The sequence below is a fragment of the Nocardiopsis sp. iso_40 genome, assembly GCF_056173285.1.
Genome location: NZ_CM149666.1, coordinates 3,060,561 through 3,072,721 on the forward strand (window position 1 = coordinate 3,060,561; position 12,161 = coordinate 3,072,721).

The following is a 12,161-nucleotide window of genomic DNA, read 5'->3' on the forward strand; positions in this document are numbered from 1 at the left end:
GGGCGCTCACGCGTCCCGGACGGTGATGCCCGTGTTGGCGGCGAGGGCGGGGGCGATCGCGAGGAGTTGCGCCTGGCCGATGACCGCGCCGCTCAGTGACTCGAAACCCGAGGCCAGGTCGAGTTCGCTGGCCCCGCGCAGGTCCACCTCGTGCAGTGCGGCCTTGGCCAGGTGCAGGCCGCGCAGGCTGGATCCGGGGAAGGTGACCCGGGTCAGGGACGCCTGCCCGAAGTCCACGTCGGTGAGGACGCAGTCCTGGAAGACCACGTCGACCATGCGTGTGGCCCGGAAGTTGACCCCGCTGAGTTTGCAGGAGGAGAAGACCACGCGTTGGACCTCGGAGTTGAAGGACGCGGTTCCGGCGAACATGCTGGCCACGATGTGGCTGTCGAGCCAGGTGCATTCTGCGGTGTCGGTGCCGGCCATGCGTACCTTGTGCATCCACACCTCGGTGAACCTGCACCTGCGCAGTACTCCGCCGTCCCAGTGGGTGTCGGTGAAGGCGCTCTCGATGAACCGGGCGCCGGTGAGGTTGATGGCCTCGAACCTCTCACCGTCGAAGTGGGTGACCTCGTGGGGGTCCATGTGGAGCTGGTCCCTGTCGAAGGGGCGCAGTTCCTCGGCGTAGGGCAGGTCGGAGAGCGTGGTGGGGACGGGGCGGATGGTCACGGGGTCCTCTCCGGGTGCGGCCCTTCAGGGGCCGCGGGGTGGACGCGGGTGCGGGCGGGTTCGTACCTGAGGGCACCACGGTCTCCTGGCGAGTGGAACCTACCACCGGGCCGGTGCAGGTTGTGGTTGGTGCGACGGTTGTGGCGCACCGCCCGGACCGCCCCCGCGTTCCGCTGACTTCTGGGCGCGGTTCAGCCGGTGAGGACCTTGGCTGCCAGGTCGGCGTCGGCTTCGGTGTTGTACAGGTGGAAGGCCAGGCGGGTCTGTCCGCCGCGCTCGGTGGCCACGATGCCGGCCCGGCGCAGGGTGCGTAGGGCGCCGGGGATGTTCACGGTGGTGATGGCCGAGTGGGCCGGGGGCTGGTCCAGGTGGGCGCGCAGCCGGTCGGCCAGGCGGGTGTTGTGGGTGTGGATGTGTTCCACCCCCCTTTGGAGGAGGGTTTGCAGGGCGGGGGCGGCGGCCTGGGCGGCGAACCAGTTGGGGGACAGGTCGAAGGCGCGGGCGGTGGGGGCGGGGTCGAAGTGGTCCCGGTAGAAGGCGGTGGCGGGGTCGGTGTCGGCCATGGGTCCGGCGTTGGTGGGGCGCAGGCGGGTGCGCAGGGCGGGGGAGAGGTAGGCCAGGGCCAGGCCGCGGGGGGCCATGAGCCATTTGTAGGCGGAGCAGACCAGGGCGTCGAAGCGGGTGGCGTCCAGGGGGAGCCAGCCTGCGGCCTGGGTGGCGTCGGCCAGGACGAGGGTGTGGTGGGTTCGGGCGGCGGCCAGGATCTGGTCGGTGGGGGCCAGGGTGCCGTCGGCTGACTGCACGGGGCTGAAGGCGACCATGTGGGTGGTGGGGGTGATGTGTTCGGCCAGGGAGTGCAGGGGTGCGGTGTGCACGGTGATGCCGCGGTCGGTGTGGGTGTGGAAGGGGAAGGTGGTGGAGGTGAATTCGCCTTCGGGCACCAGGATGTGGGCGCCGTGGGGCAGGGAGGCGGCGATGGTGCCCACGAGTTGGGAGGTGGAGGCGCCCAGAGTGATGTCGTCGGTGGGTGCGTGGAGCAGGTGGGCGAAGCGGGCGCGGGTGGTTTCGACGGTCTGGGACCAGTGGTGGGGGTCGCCGGTGCCGGTGTGCCAGGCGTTGATGGCGTGGGTGAGTGCGGTGTGGGCGGTGGTGGGCGGGATGCCGTACTGGGCGGTGTTGAGCCAGACGGTGTCGGTGTTCCACAGGCTGTCCATGGCAGGGGAGCCTAACGGCCGGGGTGGGGGCGGGGCCGCCGGTGGTGTTGGTGCGCACCCTTGATCTGGGGTTTTGCTGCTTTGGCAACGATTGTTGTCAGATGGTGGGGCGGTGCGCAGGATGGGTGTACGAGCAAAGGAGACATCCATGAACGAACCCACACGCAGCTTCGAGGTCGTGGTCGTCGGTGGCGGCGCCGCCGGGCTGAGCGGGGCGCTGATGCTGGCCCGGGCCCGCCGTTCGGTGCTGGTCATCGACGCCGCACAGCCGCGCAACGCCCCTGCCCGGGCGGTACACGGCTACCTGGGGTCGGAGGGGTCCTCCCCCGCCGAACTCCTGGCGCGCGGGCGCACCGAGGTCGAGTCCTACGGCGGCGTGGTCGAACAGGGCCGGGTGGTGGCCTTGGAACGCACCGGGGACGGTTTCACCGTGGAGTGTGCGGACGGATCGGTGGTGGCGGCCCAGCGGCTGCTGGTCACCACCGGGCTGGTCGACGAGCTCCCCGACATTCCCGGTCTGGCCGAGCACTGGGGTACCGGGGTGCTGCACTGCCCCTACTGTCACGGGTGGGAGGTGCGCGACGAGCCCGTGGGGGTGGTGGCCAGCGGGCCCGTGGCGGTGCACGCGTCCCTGCTGTGGCGGCAGTGGACCGACCGGGTGACCCTGTTCGCCCACCCCGGTCGGGGTCTGGCCGGCCCGGACCGGGAGAAACTGGCCGCGCGCGGCATCACCGTGGTCGACACCGCGGTGGAAGCTGTGGAGGCCGACGGTAGTGGGGTCAGCGGGGTGCGTACCGCTGACGGGGCGGTGGTGCCCGTGCACGCGGTGGTGGTGCCCACGTTCATGCGTTCGCGTTCGCAGCTGCTGGTGGACCTGGGGCTTGAGGTGGTCGAGCAGAAGATGGGCGAACACGTGATGGGTACCTGTGTGGAGGCCGGGCCCATGGGTGCCACCGCGGCGCCGGGGGTGTGGGTGGCGGGCAACGTCACCTCGGTGACCGAGCAGGTGATCGGTTCGGCCGCCGCCGGTGGCAGGGCCGGGGCTGCGATCAACGCCGACCTGGTGATGGCCGAGGCCGAACGGGCCCTGGAGCGGGGTCGCGATGCGCCGAGGGCCCCGGTGGCCTAGGAGGTAGCGGCGTGGTCAGGGGCTTCTTCCGAGTGGCCTTGGTCCTGCCGGAAACGCGGGGGTGTGGTCACAGGGGTATCTGTGACCGCATCCCTGTTCGTTCGGCGGTGCTGGGGCGGGGCACCCGGGCCACCCGCACGTGGCCTCGGGCGCCCCAGGGGAGAGGGCCTGAGGGGGTCCGTGACGGAGCGCGCGGAAGGGGGCGGTTTTCCGTGCGCGCAGCCGGACGGTGTCGAGGCTAACCGGGTGTGGGCAACGGGGTGTGAACAGCAGGGAACCGCGCTGTTCCCGTGGGGCCACGCCCGGATGGCACCGGTGCCGGATCGCCGTTCGGAGCTGCGGAACTGGGCGGCGCAGGGGCGTGTGGGCCAAGACCGTGCCCTCTGGGGGCAGGCCGCTCCGGTAGGGGCGGGAGATGTTCCGCGAACGCGGGGAATACCTGCCTGCCCTTACCTGTTCCAGCTGGTCCGGGCCGGTGCGGTAGCAAGTGTCCCCCGGGCTCAACCGAAGCCTTCAGGGAATACCGCACCCGTGAGGTGGCAGGAACCCTGTTGTGCCATCCGCCGTGAGGCGACCGCCGCACCGGCCCTCCAACGACCGTGTTCTCCTGACCCCTTGGCGGAGCGTGCCACCAGGGCCGTGAGCATGTGGCTCACCGGCCGTGTCCTCCTTCCCGTCAGGTGCCACGCAGCAGACGAAGAGCGCGAGTGCCGGCAACAGGTGAGCGCGAAGGACTTCGATGCGGGGCTTGAACCTGGGGGCGAAAACCCGCGCTAAGCCTCGTGCGAAGGGTTCTACCTTCCGGGGCATGCCGGTTGAGTTCCTCAGCCCCCGGATCATCGACCCGACCGTGGACCTCGTCGGTTACCTGCGCACCCGATGGTGGGGTGACGGGTGGGCCCTCGCGTCCCTGCCGGAGGGTGTCGCAGGGCCCCTTCTCCAAGCCACAGGCCATCGTCGAACCGGTGCAGGCTCCGGGGGCGTTAACACGGGTATGAACCGCACCGCAACGTCCCCGGCTGTGACGGCATCCCCGCTCCCAGCCTTGGGGATCGCCCTCTCGGGCGCCCTCCTCATCGGTTTTTTGACCTCCTTCGCTCAAGGATGGTTGCCCGCCCCCATCAGCTCGCTGGCCAATGCCAGCGGGTCCTGGAGCCTGGTGGCGTTCCTGCTGGCCCTGCTCGGCCGCCGCATGTGGGTCAGCGTGGGGATCGGCGTCCTGGCGCTGGTGGCCATGGTGCTCGGCTATGACCTGGCCTCCATACTGCGCGGTTTTGGGGTCTCACCCTTCTACACCCTGTTCTGGGGTGCGGCCGCGGTCACGGTCGGCCCCCTGCTGGGGTGGAGCGCCCATATGCTGCGCCACCGGAACCGGTGGGCGCCGGTCGGCGTCGGCTTCATGGCAGGGATCCTGGTGGGGGACGGCGCCAACGGCCTGCTGACCGTGCTGGAGACCACCTCGCCCGTGTACTGGACCCTGTCGATCCTGGCTGGGTTGGCACTGCTGGTCTGGGCGTGCGCGCGCCGCTTCCCCCGGGCACGGCCGGTCCTGACGGCGATCGCGACAACGGCCCTGGTTGCGGGCCTGATCTGCGGGGTCTACGCGACGGCCCACCATCTCCTGAGCGGGGGTGAGCCACCGGCCCCGACCGAGAGCAGTACCGGACCGGTCACCGTCCCCGGCTTCCAGCACCACACCTCCGCCTGAGATCACGACAGCCCCCGCGCAACGTCGCGTTGTGTGGGGCCCGGGATCGGCGCACGACGGTGATCGACCGGCTCACCAAGAAGGCGGCCCCCTGTTGAAGGAGCGGGGCGCCGCTCCGGCCGACGGCGCACCGTGACTGCGCGGCGAACGACGCCCCAGTGACCCGTCACGTCCACCTTCGCGACGTTCCCCAGGTCAGGAGGCAGACCAATCCGGGTATTCGGAGTGGTCCATCCAAACCGCGTAGTTCGTGCCTTTTTCGGACGTTTCTTGCCGCCGATAAGCCCGGGATAGGGGGTCGAGGAGGATCGCCGAAGAAATTCCCGTTAGGCGAACAAGGGTCCCGTCTACCGCCGGGAGCCGATGGACGTGTCCGGGCAGAGCCTTGGACATGAAGAGCGACCCCCGCAGTTCGGATAACGGCAGATCACCCTGACCCAAGTCGGCTATGCCCCCGTGAGAGCGTGTCTTACCTGATCAGAAGGACCCTGGCCGCACATCATGACAGCATGACCACACTTCGTTCCGCCCGACTGGAAGCCCTCTTCGGCACTACCATCGCCGAGGCCACCTATCAGGACGTCCTCTCTCTGGTCGACAACAGCGTCCCCGAGAACTTCGACCTCGACTACAAGCGTGACCTGTACGGACGCAGCGAAGCGGGTAAACGCGAGCTGCGCTGGCCAACGCAGCCGGCGGAGTGATCATCCTCGGGATCGAGGAGGACGACACCTGCGCATCAGCAGCTCACTGGCGCGGCGGTGGATCGCCAGTTCAGCTTCCAGCTCGGCGATGCGTTTGTTGGCTGCGGCCAGCTCGGTCTTCTCGGTGCTGGTCAGGCCAGGGGCCAGACCTCGGTCGATGCGGTCCTGGCGCCGCCAGGCGTAGATCGTCTCGGTGCTGATGCCCAGATCGCGTGCCACGTCCGCGACGCTGCGTCCGGATTGAACCAGGTCCAAAACCTTGCGTCGGAACTGGTCGGGGTATCCACGACGTCCCACGATGCCCTCCTTCAAGGGTCATGTGGTCCTAGGATCCAAAAATCCGACTCCGAAGAACGCGGGACACACCACCGCCATGCCGTCCTGCAGGGCTTTACCGCGTAAAAACTCGGCTCCCGCTGACCATCGGCCGTTTCAGACTTAGTTGGTTCGCGCCCCGTGATGCCCACTCAGGGTGGTCGTGGACTTGCTCTTCATTCCTGGGTGGAGTCACCTGCGCCGGACCATTAGGGCCGACGCAGGTCATGAACACCCAGGCGATCCGGGTGCGTCAACTGTAAGCCGCAGGAGGTTTGCTTACAGGTGCTTGCACTTCCTGCGCTCGGTAGTGTCACTTCCTGCCCACAGGTGGCATGGACAACTCCTGCGTGGACACATCGAACACCGCGTCGCACGCATTGCGCACCGCGTCATTGTGGGTGGCGATCACTACGGCGCACCCTTCGCGGGCCATCTCACGCAGGGCTTCGATGACCATTGCCCCGTTGTCCTCATCCAGCGCTCCAGTGGGCTCATCGGCGAGTACCAGGGTGGGCTTCTTGACCATCAGACGTGCCAGAGCCACGCGCTGCTGCTCCCCACCGGACAGATAGTGGACCTTCTCCCTCTCCCGTCCGGCCAAGCCGACGCGCTCCAGAGCCGCGGCTTGACGTGTGCGGTCTTTGGAGGCCACGTCGAGGTTCGCTCTGACCGTGGCGTTCTCTATCAGCGCGTAGTTCTGGAACAGGTAGCCCAGATAGTCGCGGCGAAAGCGGCGCCGCTTACCGGGGCCCAGACGGGTGATCTTCGTGGTGTTGTGGACGATGTCGCCTCTACTGGGCTCTTCAAGAAGGCCCAGACAGTTGAGCAGGGTAGTTTTCCCTGACCCGGAGGGGCCGACCAGTGCGAGCATCTCCCGGAGGCGTATGTCGAGGTCGACGTCCGACCACAGGGTGCGATCACCGAACGACTTGGCCAGGTGACGGGTGCTGATCACGAGGAACCTTTCATGCCTGGGAGGCGCCTTCACGGACGATGCGGCGGTGGAAGTAGGCGAGTACAGCCGTGACTGTGGCGGCCATGGTGACGGCTATGGCGCATGAGGACAACAAGGTGCGCTGGGCGCTGACGAGGTCTGCGACGAAGACCCCGTTGGCAATGTCGTTGAACGCGCGCACCGTCACGATCATCTCGGTGGCCGCCCAACCGATGAGTACGAGCACCAGTACCGCCTCGATCGCCAGCATCAGTCGGTGCGTAGCGCCGAACATCCACCCGTTGATGTGACGGGCGAAGATGTGCTGGGCACGTGCGCGTGCGTAGACCAGGCAGGAGGCCACACTCGCCATGACCAGCACAGCGATCGCGACCACCAGGTTGACCGCGCTGATCCGAAGCTCGGTGGTCGCGGAGTGGGTTGCCTTCGCGATGGTCGTGGCGATGGGTTCAACCCCGGTCACGTAGAAGGACAGGTCACGCTCGGCGATGTCCTCTTCCAGGGTCCTTTGGTCGAGGAAGAGCAGATTCCCGCTTCTGGCCTCCATCGCGTACCACTCTGGGTCGAGGTAGCCATTGGGTAGGGCAACCACGATCGGATCTTCGATGAGCGGGCGCTGGTTTATGGTCACCGGGTCAAAGGTGCCGTAGGTGAAGAAAGTCCGCCCCTCGGGGTAAGGGATGACCTGCACATCGTTTTCCACAGGGTCGCTGGTACGGAACTCAGCCCACCTGACAGCCCCTGAGGTGAGCTCGTCGGCCAAGGACATGTCGGATCGGGGGGAGAAGACCCGCAGGGTGTCGCTATGCGCGTTGACGTCGTCCAACACATCTTCGCGCTCCAGGTAGGTGTCGTTGACGAACAAGACCACAGTGTCGGCGCTGCGCTGGTCGAGTGGCAGGACCTCGTCTGGGGACTCCTGGATCGCGAGAACCGTTTCCCCCTGTACGTCGGCTTCTTTCAGCCAGGGTCCGAAAAGAGCACGATCCGCTTCGATGACTTCCTCATGGTCAGTGATTCCACCGATGTGCACACGTGCAGCGCCTTCCGCACGTGCTACTTCTTCGGCACCAGCGGTGTGGTTGTTGACCCGTTGCAGATCGGCGATAGTGCCCGTGATCATCACGATGGCCAAAAGAACTGCTGTCAAGCGCACCGTGTACACCGCTGCGGCGACGCTACGGGTTGGCAGGCGGCCCTTGAGCGCCTCGATCACCCCCGTCCGGTACAGGAGCCAAAGAGCCGTCGCATGCGCGGCGAGGGCCAGTACGACCAGGGCCAGAAGAATCTGAGCGGTGACACCGGCCAGTCTGCCCGCCTGGGCGAGGCCGTTGTAGAAGAACAGGAGCACGGCACCAAAGGCGGTGACTGCGGGGAGGAGTACTGTCCACCATCGGGCGATCGCTATCAGGTCCGCGCCGAGGATGCGCCCGTAGGAGTGGCCTGCCAGCCGCCTGACCCCGTAGGCACGGGCGTTGAGTAGCACGCCGGCTCCGGTGGCGGCGATGACGAACACCACCGTGACCGCGACCATCAGACCGGTGTTGCGGTGAAGTAGGTAGTCCGTCAATGAACGGGGTTCGCCGACCCGTCCGATGGTTGTCTGTAGACCCAGTGACTCAAGTGTCTCCGAGACAAGCTCGGCTTCCTGACGTGTTCGTGGCCCGGTGAAGGCGGTGCGCAGATCGTCGGTGTCCCACTCCTGCCAAGGGCGTGCCTCTATGTGCGGCCGTTCGCTGAAGTTGGGGTAGCCGCTCTCCAGCCACGTGTGTAGGCGGGTGGAGGAGTTGAAGGAGGTGATGTAGTAGTAGCGGCCCCCATCGATGTCGTTCCTGTCCAACTCAGGGATGGCGATCGACATTTCCTCACGGCGGGCGAGTTCCTCCACCACCGCAGACACATCTTGCGAGCTCACTACGTCACTGTCCTGTTCGATTCGGACGTGGTAATCGCCGTAGTGCGGGGTGTCGAACGCCTGTTGCATGGAGAACAGCACGAGGAAACCCAGCACCAGCGCCATCGTGATGGCAGCCGCATGAACGAAGACAATGATCCTGTGCATTTTTCCCGAATACATAACGGAGGGCCCTGCGTGCAAGGCCCTCCTGAAGTTGCTCTACCCGGACACTAAGCCTGGCGACTTGCTTAGCAGTCGCTGGCCGCGCTGTTCCAGTACGAGTGCTCGGTGGTCTGCCAGCTGTTGTACAGCAGGGCTCTGGCCCACTGCCTCTGCGGCCGCACCTGACGGCTGGTGTTCGTCACGTCCCCCGTCTCCTTGTCCACGCTCTGTACGGTCGCGGAGTGGCAGTTGGTGGGGTGGTAGTACTGCGAGTGGTGGTAGCCGTCCTGCAGTCCGAACCTCCAGGTGCCGCCGTTCTTGTGGGTCTCGCTGAGGGCTGCTGAGGCAGCGGTCGCAGTGCCACCGAGGACCGTGACGCTGAGGAGCGCGGTCGCGATAGCTCGTTTAATCGTCGTTGACACAGGTGCTCCGTTCGTGATCGGGGGTCAATCACTCGTAGCTTATAAATGCCGCAGCGAAGTTTCACATGCTCGCCCGACAGCAAGGAAGCTACCGGTAATCAACCGGTTACTGCAATGGGGATGAATTTTCGGAGCGGAACAAAGTGTCGCACTAGCTGCAAATATGGCGCCTGTGTCTGCTTTCGGACGTATTTATTGAGCGGAAGTTGTTGACTAAGCGCTCCGGATGAACTAAACGATCGGTCTAGTGCTTTGCCTGTACTGTAAGACTGCATCCTCTAGGTAAATGCTCTTTGAAGGTTCGATGACTAGAGGAGCTGTCCGTTCGCAGTCGACCTGCGCACCACTCGTGGCCAGGGTCAGAGAGTCGGGGGTCAGGCGGAAGCGCTGTTCCAGATCGGCCACAGATAGCTCATCGGGGAAGCGGCCGTAGCGGGCGATCTGGTCGTCGGAGAGGTATTCATGCGGCATGGCCACGAACGTAGGGGCTGCGAACTGGGCAAATCGGCCCCGTCACCGAACCGTCGCCTAGGTCACGGCTCTACCGCTAAAACCTGTAGTAATCCTCCTCGACCCCCGGATAGCAGCGGTGAGGGCGCACGGACCCGCGCCCGGGGCGACCACGGTCGGTCACGGGGAGCTCGGCCGGTTCAGGCCGCCAGGTCCAGGACGGTGAAGTCGACTTCGTCCAGGGCGGGGTTGAACGCCTCGGGCTCGATGCCCAGCACGTCGGTGGCGTAGGCGCCGAACCGGGCGATGTGGGCGCGGATGTAGGGCGAGCCCGGCAGAGGATCTGGGCATCTCGTCCCGCCTGGCCCTGCAACGGACGAAGCTGCTGCTCTCTGCCCCGGACCGGTAGCACGATTCCAGCTCCAGAAGCTACTCACCGGTTACTTTGCCCCTCGCCGTAGCTTCGGGAGAACTGGGTCATCACGTGAGCGGCATCGAGGCCGACGTGGTCTGCGTACGCGTCGAGCAGTCGCCCCACCATGTTCGGAGCGGCGTCGATCGCTGTGACCCGGCAACGGCGGGCCAGAGCCTGCGCGGTGAAGGCGCCACGTCCCGATCCGAGATCGAGCACCCGGCTTCCCGAAGCGATCGGGAGTGTTGACGCGGTCTCCTTCGCGAACGCGGTGAAGAACCGTACGACCTCGTCGTACCGTTCAGCGACCCGGTTGAAGACATCGATGTCCCTGGACGTCACGATCAGCGAGTCTGCCAAACCACGAGACTTCCCGGCACCTGGTTTATCCCTCCCACAAAGGACACGGTGAGGGCTCCGCCATGGTCAGGGCGGCGGGCTTTGAACACACACCCCTTCTTGGCGCGGGTATTCGTTCGGATGTTCCACGCCCCCGGGTTCTGGGGCGGCCAGGCCGCCCGACAACTCGGACACGTGCCCGTCCGCACCAACAGCGAGCGGTCGTGGTGGCCAGTGGCCTCGTGTGCAAAACCCACGAGCCCTGTGGGCCCGTCCGTGTAAGGATCTGTGCCCATGGAGTACCCCGCACCCAACGCCGCGTACACGATCGCCGCCCGCCACCGCATCCCGCCCGCGCAGGTCCACCCCCTGCCCCAGGGAGCGGCCAACCACGTCCTGACCCTGGGCCGCAACCTGGTCCTGCGCCTGCCCCGCGCCCCCGGTTACGCCGCCGACCTGCGCAAGGAGGCACTCCTGATCCCCATCGTCCACCGCGCGGGGGTACGCACCCCGGCGCTGGTCGAGTTCACTGACCCAAAAGACGAACTTCCCCACATGCTCCTGGAGCGCGCCCCCGGTACCGACATGGCCCACCACGAACCCTCACCCGGCTTCCTGGAGCAGGTCGGCCGCCAACTGGCCCGCATTCACCGCATCCCCACCGCCGACCTGCCCGAACTCCCCCGAAACACCCACGTCACCGACCCCGCGCCTTTGGTGGAACGCCTGCACCGGCAAGGACACGTCGACGCCGGGACCGCCCGCTGGTTGGAGTCATGGTGCGACCACCTGGCCATCCGCCTACCCACAGATCCCGTCCCCTGCCTCGTGCACGGCGATCTGGCCCCCCAGAACCTGATGGCCACTCCGGCTGGTGAGTTTTCCGCCGTCGTGGACTGGGGCGATGCCGCCCTGGCCGATCCCGCCACGGACTTCGCCAAGCTCCCGCCCCACTGGCTGCCCCGGGTTCTGCACGGCTACCGCCGCACGGTGGGCGGGGACCCCGACCACCCTTGGGAGGCCCGCGTCCTGTGGCACCATCTGACCTGGGCCCTGGCCCGCATGGGCGAGCCCATCCCCCGGCCCGGGCAGCGCCACTGGACCGCCCCGCCCACCAGTCGCCTGTTGGGGCTGTTGCGCCTGTTCACCGTGAACCCGCCCGCGCCCTGGCCCGAGCTGGCACCCTCAAAGGTCGGCTTGCCGGGCGGTGCGACCGTGCGGGAACCGGCTCAGACGAGCACGACCCGGCGCCCGCGCGTGTGAGGCCGGGCTGTCGATGTGTGCGGCTGCGGCCTCGGCGTAGAGAAGCACCCCCTACCTTGTCCGCTTCCACTAAGCAGCTATGGGTCATACCCATGCCCCTTCTCAGGGCGAGTGCGCGTCGTATGACCATAGGACCGCTACGTCCGGCTTCATGCGTAGCCATAGCGTCGCCGCTGGAGCACCGTCCGGAAAGTCAACGCGGAGAAGCTCGCGGCTACCCGCTCGTTCCACCCCGACGGTTCGCGCACCAACGATGTTCAGGTCGAGCAGCCTGGTGCCGTCGCTCTCGGCACGTAGCCGTAGCCGGACAACCTCGTATCCCGGCTCGATGTCCATCGCGATTTCATAGCCAGACCGAGTGGTCCTGAAGGTCAGCGACGTGTACGGCCACAGTTCCCGCCAGCCGTACTCGTACCCGGTCGCCTTCTCGTCCTCGGCATACCGATAGATCGGCTCGTCCTCGAAGAGCCAGATCAAGTCGTCGTAGTCGGGCATCGGCTCCATCACCATGCGCAGATG

General features: G+C 66.7%; 13 protein-coding genes. 4 read left to right on the top strand and 9 right to left on the bottom strand.

Annotation, left to right across the window (positions count from 1 at the left end):
• Positions 1-6 precede the first annotated feature (6 nt).
• Together AC0VYD_RS13355 and AC0VYD_RS13360 are read right to left on the bottom strand one after the other, a co-directional pair.
• Entirely contained in the window at positions 7-669 is a 663-nt protein-coding gene (locus tag AC0VYD_RS13355; protein ID WP_475475853.1) for a pentapeptide repeat-containing protein, read from the bottom strand.
• A gap of 191 nt (positions 670-860) precedes the next feature.
• On the bottom strand, positions 861-1,883 hold the full coding sequence (locus tag AC0VYD_RS13360) for an aminotransferase class V-fold PLP-dependent enzyme (protein ID WP_475475854.1): 1,023 nt from the start codon (positions 1,881-1,883) through the stop codon (positions 861-863).
• A 148-nt stretch (positions 1,884-2,031) separates the two neighbouring features.
• On the opposite strand from AC0VYD_RS13360, the gene AC0VYD_RS13365 reads away from it, so the two are divergent.
• From AC0VYD_RS13365 to AC0VYD_RS13375, 3 genes are all read left to right on the top strand, one after another.
• The gene (locus AC0VYD_RS13365; protein ID WP_475475855.1) at positions 2,032-3,012 is read left to right on the top strand and encodes an NAD(P)/FAD-dependent oxidoreductase; all 981 of its coding nucleotides are present in this window, start codon (positions 2,032-2,034) and stop codon (positions 3,010-3,012) included.
• Between the two features lie 994 nt (positions 3,013-4,006).
• Entirely contained in the window at positions 4,007-4,720 is a 714-nt protein-coding gene (locus AC0VYD_RS13370) for a DUF6518 family protein (RefSeq protein ID WP_475475856.1), read from the top strand.
• A gap of 509 nt (positions 4,721-5,229) precedes the next feature.
• Positions 5,230-5,424, top strand: a complete 195-nt coding sequence (locus AC0VYD_RS13375; RefSeq protein ID WP_475475857.1) for a hypothetical protein — start codon at positions 5,230-5,232, stop codon at positions 5,422-5,424.
• Here the strand turns inward: AC0VYD_RS13375 and AC0VYD_RS13380 are convergent, their stop codons facing one another.
• The 6 genes from AC0VYD_RS13380 to AC0VYD_RS13405 form a co-directional block, all read right to left on the bottom strand.
• Positions 5,425-5,721, bottom strand: a complete 297-nt coding sequence (locus AC0VYD_RS13380) for a transposase (RefSeq protein WP_475475858.1) — start codon at positions 5,719-5,721, stop codon at positions 5,425-5,427.
• A 331-nt stretch (positions 5,722-6,052) separates the two neighbouring features.
• Positions 6,053-6,697, bottom strand: a complete 645-nt coding sequence (locus AC0VYD_RS13385; RefSeq protein WP_475475859.1) for an ATP-binding cassette domain-containing protein — start codon at positions 6,695-6,697, stop codon at positions 6,053-6,055.
• Between the two features lie 10 nt (positions 6,698-6,707).
• A complete protein-coding gene (locus AC0VYD_RS13390; RefSeq protein WP_475475860.1) occupies positions 6,708-8,759 on the bottom strand; it encodes a hypothetical protein in 2,052 nt (683 codons plus the stop codon).
• 83 nt (positions 8,760-8,842) lie between these two features.
• Positions 8,843-9,178, bottom strand: a complete 336-nt coding sequence (locus AC0VYD_RS13395) for a lactococcin 972 family bacteriocin (protein WP_475475861.1) — start codon at positions 9,176-9,178, stop codon at positions 8,843-8,845.
• Between the two features lie 650 nt (positions 9,179-9,828).
• Positions 9,829-10,065, bottom strand: a complete 237-nt coding sequence (locus tag AC0VYD_RS13400) for a hypothetical protein (protein ID WP_475480383.1) — start codon at positions 10,063-10,065, stop codon at positions 9,829-9,831.
• Complete coding sequence (locus tag AC0VYD_RS13405; protein WP_475475862.1) at positions 10,062-10,400, bottom strand: class I SAM-dependent methyltransferase; 339 nt, start codon at positions 10,398-10,400, stop codon at positions 10,062-10,064. Before AC0VYD_RS13405 ends, AC0VYD_RS13400 begins: the two co-directional genes overlap by 4 nt.
• Before the next feature lie 273 nt (positions 10,401-10,673).
• Here AC0VYD_RS13405 and AC0VYD_RS13410 point away from each other — a divergent pair, with 273 nt between their 5' ends.
• On the top strand, positions 10,674-11,642 hold the full coding sequence (locus tag AC0VYD_RS13410) for a phosphotransferase family protein (RefSeq protein ID WP_475475863.1): 969 nt from the start codon (positions 10,674-10,676) through the stop codon (positions 11,640-11,642).
• A gap of 102 nt (positions 11,643-11,744) precedes the next feature.
• On the opposite strand, the gene AC0VYD_RS13415 is transcribed toward AC0VYD_RS13410, so the two are convergent.
• Complete coding sequence (locus AC0VYD_RS13415; protein WP_475475864.1) at positions 11,745-12,137, bottom strand: hypothetical protein; 393 nt, start codon at positions 12,135-12,137, stop codon at positions 11,745-11,747.
• Positions 12,138-12,161: the final 24 nt, after the last annotated feature.

Bases quoted from the DNA above. Each gene is read 5' to 3' on its own strand.
- AC0VYD_RS13360 (WP_475475854.1), bottom strand. From the start codon at position 1,883: ATGGACAGCCTGTGGAACACCGACACCGTCTGGCTCAACACCGCCCAG.
- AC0VYD_RS13365 (WP_475475855.1), top strand. From the start codon at position 2,032: ATGAACGAACCCACACGCAGCTTCGAGGTCGTGGTCGTCGGTGGCGGC.
- AC0VYD_RS13370 (WP_475475856.1), top strand. From the start codon at position 4,007: ATGAACCGCACCGCAACGTCCCCGGCTGTGACGGCATCCCCGCTCCCA.
- AC0VYD_RS13375 (WP_475475857.1), top strand. From the start codon at position 5,230: ATGACCACACTTCGTTCCGCCCGACTGGAAGCCCTCTTCGGCACTACC.
- AC0VYD_RS13390 (WP_475475860.1), bottom strand. From the start codon at position 8,759: ATGCACAGGATCATTGTCTTCGTTCATGCGGCTGCCATCACGATGGCG.
- AC0VYD_RS13410 (WP_475475863.1), top strand. From the start codon at position 10,674: ATGGAGTACCCCGCACCCAACGCCGCGTACACGATCGCCGCCCGCCAC.
- AC0VYD_RS13415 (WP_475475864.1), bottom strand. From the start codon at position 12,137: ATGCCCGACTACGACGACTTGATCTGGCTCTTCGAGGACGAGCCGATC.